Consider the following 23,440-nt stretch of genomic DNA (forward strand, 5'->3'; position numbering starts at 1 on the left):
ACCAGAAAAACTTGACTATTGAAAAAACACTCAGCACAATTAAAATCCAACATAAAACCCACACAAAAATTACAACAATATAACCAACCCCTCCTGAAAATCTGTACAAAAACCTATATATTTCTTACAATAGTCCCACTCAAAACCTTACGTAAGGATCCTCATGAGCTCATATCGCTATTTAGAATTAATAAAAAAATCGACTGAAGATGAATTAAGAAAATATATCAGAATCATTGAAGCTGAAATGGGATATAACGAAACAGCGACTAATCTTAATAATTACAAGAAATCGCAGCTTGAATTGACATTAAAAGAGTTGATAAGTAAAAGTTTAAGAATAGAGAGAGAAGACTTAGATTCCGGTAATCTATCCGAAAGAGAAGAATATAAACTAGGCAATTATATTGACGAACTTTTTTCTCAATCAAGAGATATTAGATATGAGTTTGGTGATCAGATCGGCTGGCTAGATGGGGAGCCAAGAGCCCTTTATTTTTTTCTTGTTATCGTTCATACCGTAGTTAGCACTGGCAATACCAATCTTTTCTTCCCTGTAACTGAGTTTTCTTTAAATCTTTCGAGACGTAAATACCTACTACGAGACACCGACTACTTAACACCTCTGACTAAAGTCTGTCCAAATAAGAACCTATCGGCCTACGATAATCTTGTTCGTGCTCTAGAAATCATAATAACCTCAAGAACACCAAGGGAGCAGCAAACCACATATCGCTTGCTTAGGAATATTGAAAGGTTGTATGAAACAGTTTTTATTAACAGAAATGTAAATAAAAAAGCTTTTAAATCAGATGATACTGAGTTAATTAGTTGGTACTACCGAGCTTTAATCACAGAATTTCCAAACACTGGTCTATCCGTAACAGAAGATACCGATAAGCAGAAGCATACCATCATGTGTATTTTCGATGTGCTTTGTGCGACTACTGAGCCAGACATGTTTACCAAATTAGAAGATAAATTGGTCGAGAAATTCCTTAGAAGAAAAAGGGATAAAGAAAAGGGCAAGGCATTAAAGACCACTAAAGAAGAAAAGACACTGACATTCAGTGAGGCTGACTGGGAAAAGCTTACTGTGATTTCAGGAGGGCACTCTAAAAATCAGATTAAGGCAAAGCTTAAAGAGCTGATAGATATACAATTAGAAAAAATAAAGGATGAAGGATGAAACAGCTACTAACAGTGTCAATACTGACGAAGATAATATTAAAAAACGTAACCAACGATTCATCTGAAAAGCATGAAAGTATACACCGATTAGTCGAGATTCTTAGCTCAGCCCCCTCATCTATGGGTAGATCTCTACGTAAAAAAGGTTAAAACTTATAGCGGTAAAGGGGATAAATATAGGCATCTCCCCCTTTAGCCTACGACATTATACCACTTCGGGAAACTGAACAATATTAGTCTTAACGTTTACTATCGAGTCTAACTCATCAGCCCAGCGCTGTAGCCACTCTCGACACTCAGCTTCATAGCGGTGCAAATTATATGTTCCCTCAATGCCTTTAACACTATGCCCTAATACTGCTTCAGCAACTCCCGTAGGGCATCCCATACGTGCTAATTCCGTTCGTACTGTTCGTCGTAGATCGTGAGGAGTCCAAAGCGGCATATCAATCATTAATCCATCTCTACGCATTCGCCACGTATACTGAGTTAGTTGTTTTTGAACTACGTGAGAACCTCCTTTAGAAGTAGAAAAAACATAGATAGATTGAGGGTATGATTTAACCTCTTTCCACTTACGTAACCACTGAACAGCTTGAGAAGGCAGCTGAACATAACGAGAGTTACCATTTTTTGTTTCAGTTAAATAAATGGTGTTCTTATCAAAATCAATCTGCTGCCACTCTAAGTCGCAAACCTCTCCAGTACGACAGCCTGTCCACAGCGTCATTCGGAGAATACCTCTTATGTTTTTAGAAAAACTCGAATTCGGCAACCATTTGATAAATCTAGATAACTCAGAATGGTCTAACACTCTCTTACCTTTATTATTAGTCAGCTTAACCTTACTCTTCTTAAACTTATTAATAGCCAACAGCGCTGGATTGACAAAGTTTTCAGGGAGATAATCCATACCAATAGCATACTCATAGGCACTGGATAGCTCTCGTAACACAGAGCCTGCTTGTACTGGCGCACCTCTATCAATGATCCCTTGAATTAAATACGTGATGTCACTTTTGCCGACTTCCATAACAGATCTATCTCCAAGAAGAGCGACAATATCAACATACAATGTTCGTCTAACTTCTTTTTGTCCTTTTGCCTTACGAGCTCCTGAGATCACTCCACCAGAAGAAGTAAATCTGTCTTGAATATAATTTTCTAAATAATGATCGATCACATCTTTGAGAGTAATGCTATTAACACGCTCAGTCTTTAATAACTTACGCCGCTCTTGTTCTTGCCTTTCTAAGTCAGCCTTTGGACATATTCCCCGCTCTCTTATGGCTTTCATTTCGCGAAGCTTAATGCGAGCTTGCTCAAGTGACATATCAGGAAAGGTACCTAGCTTAATCTGTACAAGTTTACCACCTGACTCTGGGCTTCTATAGCGATAGGTAAAAGTTTTCCTGCCCGTCTTTCCACAGGCTATTCTTAGCCCTCGGTTTTCTCCAGTATCAGACAAGACACCTTTCTTAGCCGTTAGCGCCTCAATTGTCTTATTCGTTATAGATTTGATATTCTTCTTATCAGCCATTTATCGGGGTCCCTTATCGCAATATTGTGCGGCGATTGTATTATCTAGTATAGGAAATAAAAAAACTACACTTTTACCTACACTAATGATCGCGCTGTAGTGAAATCCTTTGATACTTAGTGGGACTTGTTGAAGATCCCAGAAATTCATAACCCATTGATTTAAAGTAACTTAATGCAAAAAGAAACCACTAAAAACAAAGACATAAAAGCAGCGCATACACCTATGATGCAGCAGTACCTAAAACTGAAAGCAGAAAACCCAGAAATTCTGCTGTTCTACCGCATGGGCGATTTCTACGAGCTTTTCTACGATGATGCTAAAAAAGCTTCTCAACTCCTCGATATTTCACTTACTAAACGCGGTTCATCAAATGGTGAACCGATTCCGATGGCGGGTGTTCCATACCATGCCGTTGAAGGATACCTTGCAAAGTTAGTGCAACTTGGTGAATCCGTAGCAATTTGTGAACAGATTGGTAATCCAGCAACTTCAAAAGGCCCTGTTGAACGTGCTGTTGTACGTATCGTGACACCCGGCACCGTGACCGATGAGGCATTGCTTTCTGAGCGTATTGATAACCTGATTGCGGCCATCTACCACCACAACGGTAAGTTTGGCTACGCGACACTGGATATTACCTCCGGTCGATTCCAACTTTGCGAGCCAGAAACCGAAGAAGCAATGGCCGCAGAACTGCAGAGAACCTCACCACGTGAGCTACTGTTCCCTGAAGATTTCGAACCTGTAAATCTAATGGCAAGCCGTAATGGCAACCGCCGCCGCCCTGTATGGGAATTTGAATTAGATACCGCTAAGCAGCAATTAAATAAACAATTTGGTACTCGCGATCTGGTTGGCTTTGGCGTAGAAAGCGCAAAACTGGGTCTATGTGCGGCTGGTTGTTTGATCCAATACGTGAAAGATACCCAACGTACAGCCCTTCCTCATATCCGTTCACTGACGATGGATAAGCAAGATCACTCAGTGATCCTTGATGCTGCGACTCGCCGCAATCTAGAGATCACGCAAAACCTTGGCGGTGGCACAGATAACACTCTTGCTGAAGTGCTTGATCACACCGCAACTGCGATGGGCAGTCGCATGCTTAAGCGTTGGTTACATCAACCAATGCGCAATATCTCTGCACTCGATCAGCGCTTAGATGCGATTGGTGAGATGAAAGATTTGGCTCTATTCACAGAGCTACAGCCAACCTTAAAGCAGATTGGTGATATCGAGCGTATTCTTGCTCGTCTTGCTCTTCGTTCTGCTCGTCCACGTGATATGGCACGACTTCGCCAAGCGATGGAATATTTACCAGAGCTAGCTGAAACACTGACGCAGCTGAAACACCCATACCTGACTCAACTTGCTCAGTATGCCTCTCCTGTGGATGAGGTTTCTGAGCTACTTGAGCGTGCAATCAAAGAGAACCCACCCGTGGTTATCCGCGATGGCGGTGTGATTGCTGAAGGCTACAACGCCGAGCTAGATGAATGGCGTGACCTTGCTGCGGGCGCAACCGAGTTTCTGGATAAGCTTGAGCAAGAAGAACGTGAACGTCACGGTATCGACACGCTAAAAGTTGGCTACAACAACGTACACGGTTTCTTCATCCAAGTGAGCCGTGGGCAAAGCCACCTTGTGCCGCCACATTATGTTCGTCGCCAAACGCTGAAGAACGCTGAGCGCTATATCATTCCTGAGCTGAAAGAACACGAAGACAAAGTACTTAACTCTAAGTCGAAAGCACTCGCTATCGAGAAACAGCTTTGGGAAGAGTTGTTTGATTTGCTACTGCCATATCTAGAGCGCCTACAAAACATCGCTTCTTCAGTATCTCAACTTGATGTACTACAGAACTTAGCTGAGCGCGCAGATACTCTTGATTACTGTCGTCCAACCATGACAGAAGCCGCGGGTGTACAGATCCAAGCAGGTCGTCACCCAGTAGTAGAACAAGTGATGGACGAACCTTTCATTGCTAACCCTATCGACCTGAATGATCAACGTAAGATGCTGATCATCACAGGTCCAAATATGGGTGGTAAATCGACCTACATGCGCCAAACGGCACTCATCGCATTGATGGCTCATATCGGTTGTTATGTACCTGCAGAAAGCGCAACCATCGGCTCTATCGACCGTATCTTTACGCGTATTGGCGCATCCGATGATTTGGCTTCTGGTCGTTCAACTTTCATGGTTGAGATGACAGAGACCGCAAATATTCTGCACAACGCAACACCAAATAGCCTTGTGCTAATGGATGAAATCGGTCGTGGTACCAGTACTTACGATGGTCTGTCTCTGGCTTGGGCAAGTGCAGAGTGGCTAGCCAATCAAATCAATGCGATGACACTGTTTGCAACGCACTACTTTGAGCTAACTGAACTGCCTAACCAACTTCCAACTTTAGCAAACGTACACTTAGATGCGGTTGAGCATGGTGACAGCATTGCCTTTATGCACGCGGTTCAAGAAGGTGCAGCAAGTAAATCTTACGGTCTAGCGGTTGCAGGTTTAGCTGGCGTACCGAAAGCCGTGATCAAGAATGCTCGAGCGAAGCTGACTCAGTTAGAAGCGTTAAGTATGGAGTCGCCAACATCGAAGCCAAGTGGTGTTGATATCGCGAACCAACTTAGCCTGATCCCTGAACCGAGTGAGGTGGAGCAAGCACTAGCGAATGTTGATCCTGATGATCTAACCCCTCGCCAAGCATTAGAAGAGCTCTACCGCTTGAAGAAGCTACTCTAACTAAAGAAGCACTCTAGTTTAAATAGCCAAGCGCTGTGGTTTCTAGCTGAAGTCAAAATTAAACCAGAAGCTAAAACTAAAAAACGCTGACATTAGGTCAGCGTTTTTTTATTTCGATATCGTGGAATATCGTTTAGTCGTTTTCAACGTTGAACAGGTTTTCCATGTTCAGACCTTGCTTGATCAAAATCTCACGTAGACGACGAAGACCTTCAACTTGGATTTGACGAACTCGCTCACGAGTCAGGCTGATTTCACGACCAACTTCTTCTAGCGTTGACGGTTCATAACCCAGTAGTCCAAATCGACGTGCAAGTACCTCTTTCTGCTTAGGATTCAGTTCATCAAGCCAGAAGATCAGTGAGTTCTTGATATCGCTATCTTGAGTTGAAACCTCAGGATCTGAATTGTTAATGTCTGGAATAATATCCAACAGCGCTTTCTCACCGTCACCACCAATTGGCGTATCAACAGAGCTCACTCGTTCGTTTAGACGAAGCATCTTGCTCACATCACCAACCGGCTTATCTAGCTTAGAAGCGATCTCTTCAGCTGTTGGTTCGTGGTCAAGCTTTTGTGATAGTTCTCTTGCAGTACGTAGGTAGATGTTCAGCTCTTTCACAACATGGATTGGCAAACGGATAGTGCGAGTCTGATTCATCAACGCACGTTCAATGGTTTGACGAATCCACCATGTTGCGTAAGTTGAAAAGCGGAAGCCTCGCTCTGGGTCAAACTTCTCTACGGCGCGAATCAAGCCTAGGTTGCCTTCTTCGATTAGATCGAGAAGTGCCAAACCACGGTTGCTATAACGACGAGAAATTTTTACCACCAAACGCAGGTTACTTTCGATCATGCGTTTACGTGCTGCTTCATCACCGCGTAGAGCTCGACGTGCGTAAAGCACTTCTTCTTCTGCGGTTAGTAGTGGTGAGAAACCGATTTCGCCTAGATACAGTTGAGTGGCATCTAAGCTTTTAGACGTAACTTCAACTTCTTCTTTCGCTTCGGTTTTCTTAGTGACTGTTCGTTTTGCTTTTCCAAGAGCTTCCGGTTCCGTGGTTGCTTGGTCAAGATCGAACTCTTCTTTGGTTACTGCATTGCTTATACTCATAACGCCTCCCCCTGGCGAAATTAGCATGACATTACAACTTCATATGTCGCTAAATGACTATGTCACTCAATACAATACGTTAATCGTTCATATTGTATTTAAGGCAAATATCGTTTTGGATTAACGGATTTACCTTGGTAACGAATCTCAAAGTGCAGCCTAACACTGCTGGCTCCAGAGCTTCCCATTGTTGCAATCTTCTGCCCTGGTTTCACACTTTGCCCTTCAGATACTAATAGTCGGTCGTTATGCGCGTATGCACTTAAGTAATTATCATTGTGCTTCACAATCACTAGATTGCCGTAGCCTCGTAGTGCATTACCCGAATAAACAACCGTTCCCCCTGCAGTAGATACTATTGGCTGACCTCGCTGTCCTGCTATGTCTATGCCTTTATTTCCTTGTTCGCCTACAGAGAAATTCTTGATTACTCTCCCTTTAGTTGGCCATAACCATTTGGATACTTTATCACTTGTTGGTTTGGTGGACGGTGTAACATTCTGTTTACCTTTAGAACCAACATACTCCTTTGATTTAGATTGTTCAACCTTCTTTGGTGGATCTTTTTTCGCCACTTTGGTGGTAGTTTGAGCTGGAGCTGGTTTAGAGTTTTTGCTCGATTGCGATGTGGATTTAGGTTTATTTGCCGCAGATGACGTTGTCGATGCCGCGACAGGCGCAGCAACTGCTGCTGCCGCTACCGTTGATTTACCATACGCTGGCGCATTGTAGCTAGGACGCCACAACTTAAGCTTCTGCCCTGGGTGAATAGTATAAGGCGCAGACAATTTGTTGTAGCTAACGAGGTCATTTACGTCTTTATTGGTCACATAAGCGATGAAATAAAGAGTATCGCCTTTTTTGACTTCATAGTAACTACCGCGATAACTACCACGATCAATCGATGAATAATTCTTGTTAAGGCTTGAAACCGGCGCAGGCGAATTCGCTGCACACCCAACAAGGGCACAGCTAAGCAGTAAAGTACTTCCTTTAAACAACTTCGAACGCATCGACTCTCTATCCACCTACACCATTAGTCTTGTTATTAAGCTAGTTCACCAGGAACAAGAGGTACAAATCTCACCATTTCGATAACACTCGACAAAAATTCATCGCCGTGACGAACGATCTTCAACAGTTGTTGTTCATCATCCCCAACAGGAATCAGTAAACGACCGCCATCTTTCAGCTGTTGCAGAAGCGCTTGAGGAATCGACTCTGCAGCAGCGGTAACAATAATCGCATCAAAAGGCGCCTTTGAAGACCACCCTTGCCAACCATCACCGTGCTTAGTTGAAATATTGTAGAAATCGAGTTGCTTCAACCTGCGTTTAGCATCCCATTGTAGCGACTTTATTCTTTCAACCGAATAGACATGATCAACAAGCTGAGCCAATACCGCGGTTTGGTAGCCTGAACCCGTTCCGATCTCCAAAACTCGGCTATCTTGTTGTAACTCAAGCAGCTCTGTCATTTTGGCAACAATGTATGGTTGGGAGATTGTCTGACCCTGTCCGATCGGCAGAGCATTATTATCATAAGCTTGATGGTACATCGCCTGTGATAAAAAACTCTCTCTCGGCAGTTGGTAAATAGCATCAAGAACCTTTTGATCTCGGATGCCATTTTCAATCAGAAAAGTAATTAAGCGCTCGGCTTGTGGATTGCTCACTTACTTCTCCCCTAACCATGTTGTCATCGCACCTAACGACTCGTGTGCCGTTAGATCAACTTGTAACGGTGTTACCGATACAAAGCCATGCTCGATTGCGTAAAAATCGGTACCTTCGCCGGCATCTTGCTCTTTGCCCGGAGGGCCGAGCCAATAGATATCGTGACCACGAGGGTCTTTTTGCTTAATCATATCTTCAGAGTGATGACGAGCACCTAAGCGTGTCACCTGAGTACCAGACAGTTGTTCTAAGGCTAAATCAGGAACGTTCACGTTCAATAAGCGATTGGTCGGGATTGGGTTTGCTAAATGTTGTTCGACAATACGACGAGCAATCGCTGCCGCTGTCTTAAAATGTTTTTTACCCACCAACGAAAACGCCACCGATTGAACGCCTAGAAAGTGCCCTTCCATTGCTGCTGCCACCGTACCTGAATAAAGCACGTCATCACCAAGGTTAGCACCGTGATTAATGCCCGTTAATACCAGATTAGGCATGTCATTCTTTAGCAGTTCGTTTAACGCAAAATGCACACAGTCGGTCGGTGTTCCTTGTACCGAATAGGTATTTTCAGCAATCTCTTGAACACGCAGAGGCTGTTCTAAAGTTAATGAATTTGACGCACCCGAGCGATTACGGTCAGGGGCAACAATGATAACTTCAGCAAGATCACGTAGTTCATCTGCTAGCTCATGAATACCTTGAGCATGCACACCATCATCGTTGCTGAGTAAAATCTTCATTCTGTATCCTTTCTTCATATTCCAGTGCTAAGTGACTTCAATTCCAATATTAAGTCACTTAGTGCCAAGCAGAATCATTACTGCTCGTAGCTTCTCTCTACGTGTACTTCTTCAACCAATTCACGAACGATAGCCGTCGCAAAGCATCCTGCATCAAGAGAGAACTTCAGGGTGACATTATCTTCACTCACTTCCCACGTTAGATCAGTAGGTTTCAGTGACGCTTCACGGCGGTCATGACGCATGCGATTACCACGAATTAGAGCCATCAAATCCGGTTCAGCATCAAGGTGTTTCTGCTCTAAAGCTTGAGACTCATCTGTTGTTGGCAAAGCGTTATCTCCGGCCAAAGCCACAGTCACCAATGCAGTACCATTCGCGATATCTTGCTTTACAGCTTCAAGATTTTCAGCCGTTACCGTTAGTTGAGCACCGTCTTTCACCACGATATCGCCAACCAATGCCGATGCAAACACATCTTGCTCAATACGGTCTGAAAGGATCAAGTTGTAAATCCACGAGCGAGCCGCAGAAAGATACAAGCTGCGTTTATTCTGGTTACGAGTACGAACGTTATCGCGGCCCCAACGACGAGCTTCAGATAGGTTGTTACCTTCATTACCAAAACGCTGAGCACCAAAGTAGTTTGGCACGCCCACTTGAGCGACTTTTTCCAAACGCTTTACCACATCTTCACAATCCGTTACTTCAGACAGGGTCAACTCAAATTGGTTGCCAACTAAATCGCCCGGACGTAACTTTTTGTTATGACGTGCTGTCGCTAGGATTTCAATACTTGGGTATTGTGCTAAGAACGCTGAAAAGTCAGGCTCACCTTTCGGTAGGTGGACGCTCAACCACTGCTCTGTCACAGCGTGACGGTCTTTCAAACCCGCCCAGCTCACATCTTTCGACTTAACACCGCAAGCTTTAGCCAGCTCGTTTGCTACGAAACTCGTGTTTTCACCAGTTTTACGAATACGAACCATTAGGTGCTCGCCTTCACCAGTAAATTCAAAACCCAAGTCTTCATTAACGACAAAGTGTTCGGCTTTTGCTTTTAGTTTTGCTTTCGCAGTTGGTTTACCGTTTAGATAAGCCAATGAAGATAAAATATCTGACATGCTGTTCTTTTCGTTTTGGTGCTTACACACTTTTGGTAATTAGGACCACCGCTTCACATGCGATGCCCTCTTTGCGACCTGTAAAACCTAAACGCTCAGTAGTCGTGGCTTTTACATTCACATTACTGATGCTGGTTTCTAGGTCTTGAGCAATAGCTTGGCACATAGAGTCTATATGAGGCGCCATCTTTGGAGCTTGCGCCATGATAGTAATATCGGCATTACCAATCACGTAACCTTGTTCTTTTATTCGACGGTAAACATCTTTCAGTAGTTCACGACTATCCGCACCTTTCCATTCGTCATCGGTATCAGGGAAATGACGACCAATATCACCCGCTGCAATTGAGCCCAGTAAAGCGTCACATAACGCATGAAGGGCAACATCACCGTCTGAGTGTGCAATAAGACCTTGCTCGTAAGGGATGCTTACACCACCAATAATTACTGGGCCTTCACCACCAAACTTATGTACATCAAAGCCATGGCCAATACGAATCATCATTATTCCTTATTCTGACTTAAATAGAACTCAGCAAGCGCTAAATCTTCAGGCTGAGTAATCTTAAAATTATCTGAACGCCCTGCAACTAAAGCGGGCGATAAACCTTTCCATTCAAAGGCTGAGGCTTCATCAGTAATCGAAGCGCCTTGTTGCAACGCCTCACTTAATACCTTCCACAGAGGCTTTGCTCTGAACATTTGCGGCGTAAGAGCATGCCATAAATCGGCTCGCTCAACGGTATGCTCGATCTGCCCTTGGACACCTCGCTTCATCGTGTCACGAACTGGAGCCGCTAAAATAGCGCCCACATCATGGCTCATTGCACCGGAAATTAGCTTGTCGATATCACTTAGCTGAACACACGGCCTTGCCGCATCGTGAACCATTACCCAATCACTAAGCTGCTGCTCAGCGATATAGTTTAGCGCAGAGAGTACAGAGTCTGCTCTCTCGCTTCCGCCTGACACTCTGATCACTTGTGGATTCTGGTTGAGTGCTAGCTCAGGGTAGTATGGGTCATCATCACTGATCGCAACGACAATTTGAGCGACTTGAGGGTGAGACAGTAATTTCTCAACGGTGTGCTCTAAAATTGTTTTGCCGTGAATCTCGAGGTATTGCTTAGGGCGGTCTGCCTTCATTCGGCTACCGACGCCCGCTGCAGGTACAACAGCAATCACGCTTTGAAGTTGAGTCGACATTAATGGGATTCCTCACCAATGATGCGATAAAACGTTTCGCCTTCTTTGACCATTCCAAGCTCATGACGTGCGCGTTCTTCTATCGCGTCTAAGCCTTGGCGTAGATCGTCAATTTCAGCAAACATTTCTGCATTTCGAATATGCAGCTTTTCATTCACTTGCTGTTGAACTTGGATTTCGTTGTTCACACCGTAGTAATCAGAAATACCATTTTTACCGAGCCACAGTGTGTGTTGTAGCCAGCCAAACACTATGAGCAGTACTAAAGCAAAAATTCGCATAACACCTTTCGCCGGTTGAAAAAGAAGGAACTAGAATAAGGCACATATATACCATAATGAGCTTATTGGTGCGAGATATGTGGTGTCAGGGAATCAATAAGTCGGGGAATTATTGTCGGGATAGGTAAGGACAACAATGAGATTCCCTACTCCTTCCTTCGTCAGTCTAGGGAATGACGAACTTTCGGTATCAAAAAGAAAGCTATATAACCTAGAGCTTCTTTTCTTCACCTTTTTGCAGACAAAAAAATGCCCCGCATAAGCGAGGCATTTAAAAGCATTAGTGCATAATTCTAACTAGTTGGTGCTGTAGCAAGGCAACAAAGAAGATTCAGCTATGGAGCATAGTTTCCTATGTGACTTAGTGAATCTTCTGCAGTTAACGCAGCTACAGTGCCAAATAGGACGAATTATTGACCTTTAACTTCTTTAAGACCGTTGTAAGGAGCTTTAGAACCTAGAGCTTCTTCGATACGGATAAGTTGGTTGTACTTAGCAACACGGTCAGAACGGCTCATAGAACCAGTTTTGATTTGACCTGCAGCTGTACCTACCGCTAGATCAGCGATAGTTGCATCTTCAGTTTCGCCAGAACGGTGAGAGATTACTGCAGTGTAGCCAGCGTCTTTAGCCATCTTGATAGCAGCTAGAGTCTCTGTTAGAGAACCGATTTGGTTGAACTTGATAAGGATAGAGTTAGCTACGCCTTTCTCGATACCTTCAGCAAGAATCTTAGTGTTTGTAACGAACAGATCGTCACCAACGATTTGAAGCTTGTCGCCTAGAAGTTCAGTTTGGTGCTTGAAGCCATCCCAATCTGACTCGTCAAGACCGTCTTCGATAGAAACGATTGGGAAGTTGTTCGCTAGCTCAGCTAGGTAGTGGTTGAACTCTTCAGAAGTGAAAGTTTTACCTTCGCCCTTCATGTTGTAGATGCCAGCTTCTTTGTCGAAGAACTCAGATGCTGCACAGTCCATAGCAAGAGTAACGTCTTTACCTAGTTCGTAACCAGCAGCTGCAACAGCTTCTGCGATAACTTCTAGAGCTTCAGCGTTAGACTTAAGGTTAGGAGCGAAACCACCTTCATCACCAACTGCAGTGCTGTAGCCTTTAGACTTAAGAACTTTAGCTAGGTTGTGGAATACTTCAGCGCCGATACGTAGACCTTCTTTAAGAGTTTTAGCGCCAACTGGTTGGATCATGAACTCTTGGATGTCAACGTTGTTATCTGCGTGCTCACCACCGTTGATGATGTTCATCATTGGTAGAGGCATAGAGAACTGACCAGCAGTACCGTTTAGCTCAGCGATGTGCTCGTATAGAGGCATGCCTTTCGCAGCAGCAGCAGCTTTTGCGTTAGCTAGAGATACAGCTAGGATAGCGTTCGCGCCGAACTTAGACTTGTTATCAGTACCGTCTAGGTCAAGCATGATTTGGTCAACGTCAGCTTGTGCTTTAGCGTCAGTACCAACTAGAGCTTCAGCGATTGGGCCGTTTACAGCTTCAATAGCTTTAAGAACACCTTTACCTAGGAAACGTGATTTGTCGCCGTCACGTAGCTCAAGAGCTTCGCGAGAACCAGTAGATGCGCCAGATGGAGCAGCAGCCATACCTACGAAACCGCCTTCTAGGTGTACTTCAGCTTCTACAGTTGGGTTACCACGTGAATCGATGATTTCACGACCTAGAACTTTAACGATCTTAGACATTGAATGTTTCCTTCTCGTTGAATATATAAATGTCAAATTTAAAGGTAGCAGCACAACTTACGCAGCTACCTGTATTCCTTTTTACTTTTCTAACTCGCCGCGCTGGAACTCACCAGCCGCTTTAACGAAACCTGCAAACAATGGGTGACCATCGCGAGGTGTTGAAGTGAACTCCGGGTGGAATTGAGCAGCAACGAACCATGGGTGGTTCGGGTTCTCAATAACTTCAACCAGTTTCTTGTCCGCAGATAGACCCGATACTTTTAGGCCCGCTTTTTCGATTTGTGGACGAAGATTGTTGTTCACTTCGTAACGGTGACGGTGACGTTCATGGATCGTCGCGCTACCGTATAATTCGTAAGCTTTAGTCCCTTTCGCTAGGTGACAAAGCTGTGAACCAAGACGCATTGTGCCGCCTAGGTCAGATGATTCTGTACGCTCTTCAACTTTACCTTCGCCATCAGTCCACTCAGTGATAAGACCAACTACTGGGTACTTAGTTTCAGTACAGAATTCAGAAGAGTGTGCCCCTTCCATTTTCGCAACGTTACGAGCGTACTCGATAAGCGCTACTTGCATACCTAGACAGATACCTAAGTACGGTACTTTGTTTTCACGAGCGTATTGAGCAGCAAGAATCTTACCTTCAACACCACGGTCACCAAAGCCACCAGGAACTAGGATTGCATCTAGGCCTTCTAAAACTTCTACGCCACGAGACTCAACGTCTTGTGAATCTACGTATTTAATATTAACGCTTAGGCGATTTTTCAAGCCTGCGTGTTTTAGCGCTTCATTTACTGATTTGTATGCATCTGGTAGTTCAATGTACTTACCAACCATCCCAATCGTCACTTCACCCGTTGGGTTAGCTTCTTCGTAAATTACTTGTTCCCATTCAGACAGATCTGCTTCTGGAGCTGTGATGCCGAAACGCTTACATACAAGTTCATCAGTGCCTTGAGCTTTAATAAGCTGAGGGATCTTGTAGATAGAGTCAACATCGCGCATAGAAATAACTGCATTTTCTTGCACATTACAGAACAGAGCAATTTTCTTACGCTCGTTCGAAGGAATGTTGCGGTCTGAACGACAAACTAGGATGTCTGGCTGAATACCAATAGACAGCAACTCTTTTACAGAGTGTTGCGTCGGCTTAGTTTTCACTTCGCCCGCAGCTGCTAGGTATGGCACTAGAGTAAGGTGCATGAACATTGCGCGTTCACGGCCTAGTTCGACTGCTAGCTGACGAATCGCTTCCATGAATGGTAGAGATTCGATATCACCAACCGTACCACCAACTTCAACGATCGCGATATCGTGGCCAGCTGCGCCAGAAATTACACGCTCTTTGATAGAGTTAGTGATGTGTGGGATAACCTGAATAGTTGCACCTAGGTAATCACCGCGACGCTCTTTAGCGAGTACGTCTGAGTAAACACGACCTGCAGTGAAGTTGTTACGCTTAGTCATCTTGGTGCGAATGAATCGCTCATAGTGACCAAGGTCAAGGTCAGTTTCAGCGCCATCTTCCGTAACGAACACTTCACCGTGCTGAGTCGGGCTCATAGTGCCTGGATCAACGTTGATGTAAGGGTCAAGCTTCATCATAGTCACTTTAAGACCACGAGCTTCTAAAATAGCCGCAAGAGATGCTGCAGCAATACCTTTACCTAGAGAGGATACAACCCCGCCAGTAACAAAAATGTAATTTGTCGTCATGTTTAACCTGAAATTGGTTGAATGAGGGAAATGGACTACTTCTGGACGGGATGAAAATATACCAGAAGCCCCTTATCGCCACAACGTGAAATCTATCACACTGCTATTTTTTATTTTTTGCTTCAAATCAATTCATGATAAAAGCTTTGGTTATCTTTTCTCCGCCACTTTGACTTCATCCCACATGGAATCAAGCTGTTGTAGTGAAAAATCGGTCAAAATTTTATCTTGCTGACGAACTTTTTGTTCCACCCCTTTAAAGCGACGTGAGAACTTCAGATTGGCTTTATTTAAAGCCGACTCTGGATTTTTACCCAAATGTCGCACCAAATTGACCGTCGCAAACAGCAAATCACCCAACTCTTCTTCAACCAAATCTTCATTTGGCGTGACTTGAAGCGCTTCTTCTAGCACCTCATCGACTTCCTCTAAAACCTTATTAGCCACTGGGCCAATAGAGTCCCAATCGAAGCCATATTTCGCTACCTGTTTTTGAATCTTTGTAGCACGAGAAAGCGCGGGTAGAGAGTTTGGTATTGAGTCTAGAATACTTTCTTGAGTTTTGCCTGCCTGTGCTTTTTCTTTGGCTTTTTCAGCTTCCCAGTTGGCATTAATTTCTTCATCATTGGCAAACTCGGTATCAGAAAATACATGAGGATGACGGCGCGTTAGCTTCTCATTGATGCCATCAACCACATCAGAAAACTCAAACAGCCCCTGCTCTTTCGCGAGCTGACTGTAGAAAATCACCTGAAACAGCAGGTCACCTAGCTCTTCTTGTAGGTTCGGCCAATCTTTGTTGTGAATCGCGTCCACCACCTCATAAGTTTCTTCGATAGTATGCGGCACAATTGTTTCAAAATTTTGTTTCAAATCCCAAGGACAACCACCTTCAGGATCGCGCAGCTTAGCCATAATCTGTTCAAGTTGTTCAATCGGGTGGTTCATCGTTTTCTTCCTATTCACTGTCTTTGATTTTTAAATTTATAACGTCTTCTAAAACTAAAAAAGGTGAGCAGCCAAAACCACTCACCTTTGTTGATACTGTCTAATTCTCTAAATTCCGCATCTTTCACTAAGCAGTTGTTACTTTAACAAGGCAACAAGCTTTCGCGATTCCTGAGCATAGCTCGCCTATGTGATGGAACAAGAAAGCGCAGTTAACGCAGTAAAAGTGACTAATGCAACGTGAAAGTTAGCCTAGGCGTTTAACCGACATGACATCTTTGATCTGCTCTACTCGGCTCGTCACTCGACTCAGAATCTCAATATTGGTCACTTCCAAATCGAAATCCATTACCGATAGCTGACGTTTATAGTCGATGCGGCTCTTCATTGTCGTCACGCTGATCTTCTCGTTCGAGAACAGTGAGGTGATGTCTTTCAGCAAGCCATTACGCTCCAGTGCTTCAACACGCAGCGTTAGGATGTAAGAACCGACGAAGCCATTGCCCCAGACTGTATCAATAATACGCTCTGGTGCGTGCAGGCTTAGCTCACTCAACTGTTCACAGTCAGCACGGTGAACTGAGATACCACGACCTTGAGTAATGTAACCTTTAATCACATCACCAGGGATTGGCTGACAGCAACGAGCTAGGTGCGTCATTAAGTTATCAACGCCCTCAACCACTACCGCGTCTTTCTTTGGACGACTCTGTTGTGCTGGCTTGTTTTCCGACTCAAGCAGTTTCTCTAGCGCTTTCTTGTCTTCTTCTTCCGCCGTAGGCTTGTTGACCAACGCATTGATGTGATTAACCACTTGGTTAATGCGCAAGTCGCCACTGCCGATACCAGCATAAAGCTCATCTGGCGTGTTGACGTTAAAGCGTCTTAGCGCGTATTGGTCGGCATCTTTTAGAGTTGCACCAACCTTCGCTAATTCAACCTCAAGAATGTCACGACCCGCTTCTAGGTTCTTCTCACGACTTTGCGCGCGGAACCAAGCGTTGATTTTCGCACGAGCACGTCCAGAGTGAACGAAGCCTGTGGTTGGGTTCAGCCAATCACGAGATGGGTTCGGCTCTTTCTGAGTGATAATTTCAACCTGATCACCCATCGATAATTTATGAGTGAATGGGACGATACGGCCTGCTACTTTGGCACCGATACAGCGGTGTCCAACCATCGAGTGGATGTGGTAAGCGAAATCCAACGGGGTTGCACCCATAGGTAAATCGACCACATCACCACGCGGTGTAAACGCGTATACGCGGTCATCGAAGACTTGGCTACGAACTTCATCCAGCATCTCGCCAGAATCCGACATCTCTTCTTGCCAATCGATAAGTTTACGCAACCAAGTGATTTTCTCGTCGTAACCACTGCGTCCACTCGAAGCACCTTCTTTGTACTTCCAGTGCGCCGCAACACCAAGCTCTGAGTCTTCGTGCATCTGCTTGGTACGGATCTGAATCTCAATGGTCTTGCCTTCAGGGCCAAGAACCACGGTGTGAATCGACTGGTAACCATTTGGCTTAGGATTCGCCACGTAGTCATCAAATTCGCTTGGTAGATGTTTGTATTTGGTATGAACCACACCTAGGCCGGCATAGCAGTCTTGAAGTTGGTCGGCGATGATACGTACCGCTCGCACGTCAAAAAGCTCATCGAAGTCCAAGCCTTTCTTCTGCATCTTACGCCAGATACTGTAGATGTGTTTTGGTCGACCGCTCACTTCCGCATTGATGCTTGAACGATTCATTTCAGCCGTTAAGTCGTCAACGAAATCGGTGATGTATTGTTCACGTACGATACGACGCTCAGACAGCTGTTTAGCTATCTGCTTATAGGTGTCTGGCTGCTGGTAGCGGAATGCGTAATCTTCGATTTCCCACTTAAGCTGACCAATACCTAAACGGTTAGCGAGCGGAGCGTAGATGTTAGAACACTCTTTTGCTGCCGCGCGACGTACAGCATCAGGCGCTTTTTTTACTTCAATAAGGTTACAGATTCGCTCAGCGAGTTTGATAACTACGCAGCGGAAATCATCCACCATCGCCAGTAGCATGCGGCGAACATTATCAACTTGTCCCGAGGCAGCACTGCCTTCAAGAGTCACGTTTAACTGGCCTAAAGCCGCCATTTCTTCAACGCCATCAATCAACTTTACGGTTTCTTTACCGTAGCTTTCTTCAAACGCTTCGCGCTCAAAAACGCCGCTTGAGACGACGGGGAAAAGTTGCGCGGCAATTAAAGTGGCACGGTCCATGGACAGCGTAACCAAGATTTCGATCATCTCGCGGCCACGCCAAAGCAAGAGCGATGCTTGCTCGTGATCTTTTAATAGCTCTTCACAGTGACGATAAACCTTGATCAGTTTATTCGAGGTTTTTGCGTCTTGATTCAGTGACGCAATCCAACTTTCTAGCTCAAACTGTTCGCTTGGGTTTAAATGTGCGCTTCGTACCGCAACCATCATGCCTTCCTAGTTATTATGTTTTATACCCAATTTAATATGACTAACTGGTTCCAAGTTAGTTCGACCATATTGATATCAGCGCAGGTGTCCCTGCGCCTTTGTCATTCATTTTTAAGCCTTATTTACGGGCCTTTAAGCCTTGATAAAGAGAGCCATCGATTCTAAATGGCTGGTGTGTGGGAACATATCCAACATACCAAGTTTGGCTAATTGGTAGCCTTGCTTTTCTAAGCTCTCTGAATCTCTAGCTAGAGTAGCAGGATTACACGAAACATAAACCACACGCTTCGCTCCTAACGCTGAAATTTGATCAACAACACCACTCGCTCCAGCACGAGCTGGGTCCAGTAAGATTTTATCAAATTTCTCTTTTGCCCAAGCTTGTGTAGATAAGTCTTCTTCAAGGTTCGCTTGGTAAAACTCGGTGTTACTCAACTGGTTCAATTGGGCATTCAATGTGGCCTGCTGAACCATCTCATCGACACCTTCAACACCAACCACAAACGCCGATTGTTGAGCGATAGGTAGACTGAAGTTACCTAAGCCACAAAACAGATCTAGCACTCGCTCATCCGCTTTAGGTTCTAACCATTCAATCGCTTGAGCCACCATCTGCTGGTTAACCTTCTGGTTTACTTGGATAAAGTGGTTTGGCTCAAACGGTAACGTCACGCCAGTTTCGCTATAGGCTGGTGCATCACCAACCAAACGAACCAACTTATCGGTTTCAGGCATTGAGTACAGCGTCGCGCCTTCTTCTTTTGCTAATGCAATCAGCGCTTGTTCATCTTTTTCAACCAAAGGCTTAAGGTGACGTAGCACCATAACAGGGCCAGTATCGCCCAATACCAATTCAACGTGTCCTAAAGACGTAAGGCTGTTGAAAGTGTTGAGTAAATTTTTCAGTTTTGGAAGCAATACATTAAGGCGAGGATCAAGCACGGCACAGTCGGTGATGTTTTCAATCTGTTTACTCTGCTTCTTACGGAAACCGAATTGAAGCTGCTGTGTCTTCTTATCAACAAATAGGCTGATACGTGCGCGACGTCGATAACCGGTTTCATCACCAATAATAGGTTGTGCAACTTCAGTATTAGCCGTTTGGTATTGGCTCATCAGGTGCGTCAGAGATTGCGATTTATGCTCAACCTGAGAGGAATAACCGAGATGCTGAAGGTGACAACCACCACACTGATTAAAGTGCTTACAAAATGGCTTTAAGCGCTGCTCGCTCGGCTTCAACAATTTGATGAGCTTTGCTCGCGAAAACTTACTTTTGCTCTCAGTAAGTTGAATGACCACCTGCTCACCTGGCAATGCGCCATCAATGAAAACCGGTTTATTCTTCTGATAAGCGATGCCAGCGCCATTGTGATCCATTCGTTCAACCAAAACCGATTGATGCTTGGTCTCGAGTTGAGTTTTCTTTTTTGGTTGGAAAAAACGTGCCATTGCTTGTGCCTAATGTATCTTTTAATAAGTAATTGGTATCCAGGACTCACTATTATGTCTTGGAATCATTGTCGAACGTCACGGCTTTGATTAAGCTTACCGTTCACTTAACCGCCATTGTGTGCGTTATTTTCCCATATCCAGACCTCGATGTAATTAAAGAACATGACCAGATATGGCTTAAGAGCCCGTGTAATTACCTTAACTCTAGCTCCAACCCTGATTATTGGGTTGCTATTGAGTGCATTTTTCTCATTTAACCGCTATCAAGACCTTGAGGGGCAAGTGGTTAACACTGGTACTAGCATCATTGAACCACTTGCGATTGCGAGTGAATCAGGCATGAAGCTCGAAAGTCGAGAGTCTGTTCGTCAGCTTATTAGCTATGCGCATCGAAAGAATTCTAAGCTGGTGCGTAGTATCGCGGTGTTTGATGAACGTCATGAATTGTTTGTAACCTCAAACTTCCACCCCGACTTTGAAAGCCTGACTTATCCAAAAGATAAACCGATTCCGCATTTAAGTTCTTCTGATTTACTCGATAACACACTGATTCTGCGGACACCGATCATCGCCGAAGGCCAATATATCAACTCAGCCAACGGTCAGTCTCAAGCCAACCAAGCGATCGGCTATATTGCAATAGAGTTAGATCTGTCATCACTTCGATTACAGCAATATCAAGAAGTGTTCTCTGCCTTCTTAGTTCTGATTCTCGGGCTTGGTTTATCGGGCGTGTTTGCGTTCCGCTTAATGCACGATGTGACTCAACCGATCACACACATGAAAAACATGGTCGACCGAATTCGTCGAGGCCACCTAGATGTACGTATCGAAGGCAAAATGCATGGTGAGCTAGACTCACTGAAAAACGGCATCAATGCGATGGCGGTATCGTTGTCAGAGTATCACGTCGAGATGCAGCACAGTATCGACCAAGCCACATCAGACTTGCGAGAAACCCTTGAGCAATTAGAGATTCAAAACGTTGAGTTAGACATAGCGAAGAAACGAGCTCAAGAAGCAGCTCGTGTTAAGTCTGAATTCCTGGCGAATATGTCTCACGAACTAAGAACACCTCTGAATGGTGTGATTGGCTTCACTCGTCAAATGCTTAAGACTCACCTATCGAACAGCCAAACCGATTACCTACAAACCATTGAACGCTCGGCAAACAACCTGCTTAGCATCATCAACGATATCTTGGACTTCTCGAAACTTGAAGCCGGTAAATTAGCCCTAGAGAACATCCCATTTGAGTTCCAAGCCAGCCTTGAAGAGGTAGTAAACCTTCAAGCAACCAACGCTCATGAGAAAGGCCTAGAGCTGACACTGAAGATCGATCCTAAAGTGCCGCCAGGCGTGGTGGGCGATCCACTGCGTATTCAACAGATCCTGACCAACCTAGTCGGCAACTCAATCAAGTTTACCGAGCGCGGCAACATTGATATCAGCGTTGAGCTTCGCTCACAAAGCGAAGACAACATTGAGCTGCAATTCATGGTTCGCGATACGGGTATTGGTATTTCGGAGCGTCAACAAGCTCAGCTGTTCCAAGCCTTCAGCCAAGCCGACGCAAGTATCTCTCGTCGTTATGGTGGTACAGGCTTAGGTCTAGTTATAACCCAAAAACTGGTCAGCCAAATGGGCGGAGAGATCAGCCTAACCAGTCGTCTACATCAAGGGTCAACCTTCTGGTTTACGTTGAGACTATCAACGACTGATATGCCAATGACAGAGCTGATTGAGACTCAGTGTCTACAAGACAAACAACTGCTGCTGATCGAACCAAACATGCAAGCGGCATCGATTACTCAGCAAATCCTAACTCAAGAAGGCTTAGTGGTAACGTATCGTTCAGTAATGCCAGACGAGACCACCTCGTATGACTACGTTTTGCTTAACCTAGCCGCCAACCAAGAATATCAATTTGATACCGTGAGTGGTTGGGCAATTGGTGCGAAGAAGATTGCCCAAAACGTGATTATTGGTACACCAAGTACCGAGCTAGCGTTGGGTGAGCAACTAATGAAAGAGGTCGATGTTCAATGCATCACTAAACCTCTTTCTCGCAAGAAGTTACTGCAAACTCTGGTATCGAATCAGGCGCCAACCTTGATTGCACCAGCGATTGAAACACACTCAGAAGAGAAGCTTCCGCTTACTGTATTGGCGGTCGACGACAACCCTGCCAACCTTAAACTGATCACTGCGTTGCTAAAAGAACGTGTAGAAACCGTCATCAGTTGTACCAGTGGTCAGCAGGCGATAGACAAGGCGACAGATACTCAATTTGATATCATCTTCATGGATATTCAAATGCCACAGATGGACGGTGTGACGGCTTGTAAGAACATTAAGAAGCTAGCTAATAATGCGAACACACCTGTGATTGCCGTGACCGCGCATGCAATGATTGGCGAACGTGACCGACTACTCGAAGCAGGCATGGATGACTATCTAACCAAACCCATTGAAGAGCATGTTTTACAGCAGGTACTGATTCATTGGAGCCCAACCTCTGAGGTTGAGCACATCGAAAAAATAGATCCAGACCACCCTGCTGTTTCTGCTGAAATCGATAACGGTCCAGTGTCAGAAACTGAAGCCAGCGTGCACAAAAACATCATCATTGATTGGCAAGCTGCGATGAGAAAAGCCGCCAACAAAGAAGACCTCGCACGCGATATGCTGCAAATGCTTGTCGACTTTATTCCGGAGGTTTATGAGGCAGCAGACAAAGCGATAGAAGACAGTGGCTACCCAGTTGAAGAGCTGATACACATTATCCACAAGATGCATGGCAGCAGTTCGTACAGTGGCGTACCAAGGCTAAAGTCGGTATGTGCGACGATAGAGAAAGAGCTGCGTTCTGGTACTTCTGTTGAAGACATTGAGCCGGAGCTTTTCGAGCTTCAAGATGAGCTAGATAAGGTTCAAGCGACGGCCATTCACTACTTGAAACCAACTAGTGACTAGATTGATTTAGCCTCAAACTCAAGGCAATAAAAAAGCAGAGCTCACAAGCTCTGCTTTTTTCTGTCTAGAGCCAAGAGCACTAGATATAAAGTAGCGATAATCTGTTTACGATTCGAGTAATACCGTTGCCACAGCGTAGTGACGCTCATCCGAGATAGTCAGATGAATCGATGTTGTGCCATTCGCCTCTGCGATTTCACGCGCTTTTTTATGCAGGCTCAGAACTGGCTTACCATGCTCATCGTTTGAAATCTCAAAGTCGTGGAAGGTCACACCCAGCGCGATCCCCGTGCCTAACGCCTTAGATGCCGCTTCTTTGGCAGCAAAACGTTTTGCAAGGTAACGCCCTTTTTGCTTCAGTTGCTGGAATACTTCAAATTCAGAATCGGTCAAAATACGCTGAGCAAAAGCGTCACCACTTCGTGACAATGCCTTTTCAACACGTTCAATTTCTGCGATATCTGTACCTAATCCAACAACAGCCATGTTTACCCTATTACCAAACTTCTATCTATTAATTCT

18 protein-coding genes are annotated in these 23,440 nt (G+C 44.7%); 3 read left to right on the top strand and 15 right to left on the bottom strand.

What is annotated here, in order from left to right; all coding sequences use genetic code 11:
* Positions 1-163: 163 nt before the first annotated feature.
* Positions 164-1,189, top strand: coding sequence for a hypothetical protein (locus tag BCU34_RS11420; protein ID WP_108145121.1), 1,026 nt, complete (start codon positions 164-166; stop codon positions 1,187-1,189).
* Positions 1,190-1,396: 207 nt separating this feature from the next.
* On the opposite strand, the gene BCU34_RS11425 is transcribed toward BCU34_RS11420, so the two are convergent.
* Complete coding sequence (locus BCU34_RS11425; RefSeq protein ID WP_076655932.1) at positions 1,397-2,731, bottom strand: tyrosine-type recombinase/integrase; 1,335 nt, start codon at positions 2,729-2,731, stop codon at positions 1,397-1,399.
* A gap of 174 nt (positions 2,732-2,905) precedes the next feature.
* Here BCU34_RS11425 and mutS point away from each other — a divergent pair, with 174 nt between their 5' ends.
* Entirely contained in the window at positions 2,906-5,491 is a 2,586-nt protein-coding gene (gene mutS, locus BCU34_RS11430) for a DNA mismatch repair protein MutS (protein WP_375071618.1), read from the top strand.
* A gap of 133 nt (positions 5,492-5,624) precedes the next feature.
* On the opposite strand, the gene rpoS is transcribed toward mutS, so the two are convergent.
* The 13 genes from rpoS to rlmD form a co-directional block, all read right to left on the bottom strand.
* On the bottom strand, positions 5,625-6,605 hold the full coding sequence (rpoS, locus tag BCU34_RS11435; RefSeq protein WP_017059027.1) for an RNA polymerase sigma factor RpoS: 981 nt from the start codon (positions 6,603-6,605) through the stop codon (positions 5,625-5,627).
* A 98-nt stretch (positions 6,606-6,703) separates the two neighbouring features.
* Positions 6,704-7,618 (bottom strand): murein hydrolase activator NlpD, encoded by a 915-nt coding sequence (gene nlpD, locus BCU34_RS11440; RefSeq protein ID WP_102478264.1) that lies wholly within the window; start codon positions 7,616-7,618, stop codon positions 6,704-6,706.
* Positions 7,619-7,653: 35 nt separating this feature from the next.
* Positions 7,654-8,280, bottom strand: coding sequence for a protein-L-isoaspartate(D-aspartate) O-methyltransferase (locus tag BCU34_RS11445; RefSeq protein WP_019826319.1), 627 nt, complete (start codon positions 8,278-8,280; stop codon positions 7,654-7,656).
* Positions 8,281-9,024: a 5'/3'-nucleotidase SurE gene (gene surE, locus BCU34_RS11450; RefSeq protein ID WP_102478263.1), complete on the bottom strand. Its 744-nt coding sequence runs from the start codon at positions 9,022-9,024 to the stop codon at positions 8,281-8,283.
* A 77-nt stretch (positions 9,025-9,101) separates the two neighbouring features.
* Positions 9,102-10,148: a tRNA pseudouridine(13) synthase TruD gene (truD, locus tag BCU34_RS11455; RefSeq protein WP_048659390.1), complete on the bottom strand. Its 1,047-nt coding sequence runs from the start codon at positions 10,146-10,148 to the stop codon at positions 9,102-9,104.
* A gap of 22 nt (positions 10,149-10,170) precedes the next feature.
* The gene (gene ispF / locus BCU34_RS11460) at positions 10,171-10,650 is read right to left on the bottom strand and encodes a 2-C-methyl-D-erythritol 2,4-cyclodiphosphate synthase (protein ID WP_102478262.1); all 480 of its coding nucleotides are present in this window, start codon (positions 10,648-10,650) and stop codon (positions 10,171-10,173) included.
* A gap of 2 nt (positions 10,651-10,652) precedes the next feature.
* On the bottom strand, positions 10,653-11,354 hold the full coding sequence (ispD, locus tag BCU34_RS11465) for a 2-C-methyl-D-erythritol 4-phosphate cytidylyltransferase (protein ID WP_102478261.1): 702 nt from the start codon (positions 11,352-11,354) through the stop codon (positions 10,653-10,655).
* Positions 11,354-11,635, bottom strand: a complete 282-nt coding sequence (gene ftsB / locus BCU34_RS11470; RefSeq protein WP_010435786.1) for a cell division protein FtsB — start codon at positions 11,633-11,635, stop codon at positions 11,354-11,356. Before ftsB ends, ispD begins: the two co-directional genes overlap by 1 nt.
* Before the next feature lie 410 nt (positions 11,636-12,045).
* Entirely contained in the window at positions 12,046-13,344 is a 1,299-nt protein-coding gene (gene eno, locus BCU34_RS11475) for a phosphopyruvate hydratase (protein ID WP_017059033.1), read from the bottom strand.
* 81 nt (positions 13,345-13,425) lie between these two features.
* Positions 13,426-15,066 (bottom strand): CTP synthase, encoded by a 1,641-nt coding sequence (locus BCU34_RS11480; protein ID WP_017629586.1) that lies wholly within the window; start codon positions 15,064-15,066, stop codon positions 13,426-13,428.
* A 150-nt stretch (positions 15,067-15,216) separates the two neighbouring features.
* Positions 15,217-16,014 carry a nucleoside triphosphate pyrophosphohydrolase gene (mazG, locus tag BCU34_RS11485; protein ID WP_048664494.1) on the bottom strand — a complete coding sequence of 266 codons (798 nt, stop codon included), beginning with the start codon at positions 16,012-16,014 and terminating at the stop codon, positions 15,217-15,219.
* Positions 16,015-16,261: 247 nt separating this feature from the next.
* Positions 16,262-18,484, bottom strand: a complete 2,223-nt coding sequence (gene relA / locus BCU34_RS11490) for a GTP diphosphokinase (protein WP_055319624.1) — start codon at positions 18,482-18,484, stop codon at positions 16,262-16,264.
* Positions 18,485-18,619: 135 nt separating this feature from the next.
* Positions 18,620-19,939, bottom strand: a complete 1,320-nt coding sequence (gene rlmD / locus BCU34_RS11495; protein ID WP_048659394.1) for a 23S rRNA (uracil(1939)-C(5))-methyltransferase RlmD — start codon at positions 19,937-19,939, stop codon at positions 18,620-18,622.
* A gap of 165 nt (positions 19,940-20,104) precedes the next feature.
* Here rlmD and barA point away from each other — a divergent pair, with 165 nt between their 5' ends.
* Complete coding sequence (barA, locus tag BCU34_RS11500; protein WP_102478260.1) at positions 20,105-22,918, top strand: two-component sensor histidine kinase BarA; 2,814 nt, start codon at positions 20,105-20,107, stop codon at positions 22,916-22,918.
* Positions 22,919-23,023: 105 nt separating this feature from the next.
* Here the strand turns inward: barA and acpS are convergent, their stop codons facing one another.
* On the bottom strand, positions 23,024-23,404 hold the full coding sequence (gene acpS / locus BCU34_RS11505) for a holo-ACP synthase (protein ID WP_017059039.1): 381 nt from the start codon (positions 23,402-23,404) through the stop codon (positions 23,024-23,026).
* Positions 23,405-23,440 lie beyond the last annotated feature (36 nt).

Origin of the sequence: Vibrio sp. 10N.286.45.E10 (assembly GCF_002874195.2) — a bacterium.
GTDB lineage: Bacteria > Pseudomonadota > Gammaproteobacteria > Enterobacterales > Vibrionaceae > Vibrio > Vibrio crassostreae.

Excerpts from the sequence above, each read along its gene's own strand:
- acpS (WP_017059039.1), bottom strand. The coding sequence starts at position 23,404 with ATGGCTGTTGTTGGATTAGGTACAGATATCGCAGAAATTGAACGTGTT.
- nlpD (WP_102478264.1), bottom strand. The coding sequence starts at position 7,618 with ATGCGTTCGAAGTTGTTTAAAGGAAGTACTTTACTGCTTAGCTGTGCC.
- ispF (WP_102478262.1), bottom strand. The coding sequence starts at position 10,650 with ATGATTCGTATTGGCCATGGCTTTGATGTACATAAGTTTGGTGGTGAA.
- eno (WP_017059033.1), bottom strand. The coding sequence starts at position 13,344 with ATGTCTAAGATCGTTAAAGTTCTAGGTCGTGAAATCATCGATTCACGT.
- BCU34_RS11480 (WP_017629586.1), bottom strand. The coding sequence starts at position 15,066 with ATGACGACAAATTACATTTTTGTTACTGGCGGGGTTGTATCCTCTCTA.
- truD (WP_048659390.1), bottom strand. The coding sequence starts at position 10,148 with ATGTCAGATATTTTATCTTCATTGGCTTATCTAAACGGTAAACCAACT.
- barA (WP_102478260.1), top strand. The coding sequence starts at position 20,105 with ATGACCAGATATGGCTTAAGAGCCCGTGTAATTACCTTAACTCTAGCT.
- rlmD (WP_048659394.1), bottom strand. The coding sequence starts at position 19,939 with ATGGCACGTTTTTTCCAACCAAAAAAGAAAACTCAACTCGAGACCAAG.
- relA (WP_055319624.1), bottom strand. The coding sequence starts at position 18,484 with ATGGTTGCGGTACGAAGCGCACATTTAAACCCAAGCGAACAGTTTGAG.
- BCU34_RS11420 (WP_108145121.1), top strand. The coding sequence starts at position 164 with ATGAGCTCATATCGCTATTTAGAATTAATAAAAAAATCGACTGAAGAT.
- ispD (WP_102478261.1), bottom strand. The coding sequence starts at position 11,354 with ATGTCGACTCAACTTCAAAGCGTGATTGCTGTTGTACCTGCAGCGGGC.
- ftsB (WP_010435786.1), bottom strand. The coding sequence starts at position 11,635 with ATGCGAATTTTTGCTTTAGTACTGCTCATAGTGTTTGGCTGGCTACAA.
- BCU34_RS11425 (WP_076655932.1), bottom strand. The coding sequence starts at position 2,731 with ATGGCTGATAAGAAGAATATCAAATCTATAACGAATAAGACAATTGAG.
- rpoS (WP_017059027.1), bottom strand. The coding sequence starts at position 6,605 with ATGAGTATAAGCAATGCAGTAACCAAAGAAGAGTTCGATCTTGACCAA.
- mutS (WP_375071618.1), top strand. The coding sequence starts at position 2,906 with ATGCAAAAAGAAACCACTAAAAACAAAGACATAAAAGCAGCGCATACA.
- surE (WP_102478263.1), bottom strand. The coding sequence starts at position 9,024 with ATGAAGATTTTACTCAGCAACGATGATGGTGTGCATGCTCAAGGTATT.
- mazG (WP_048664494.1), bottom strand. The coding sequence starts at position 16,014 with ATGAACCACCCGATTGAACAACTTGAACAGATTATGGCTAAGCTGCGC.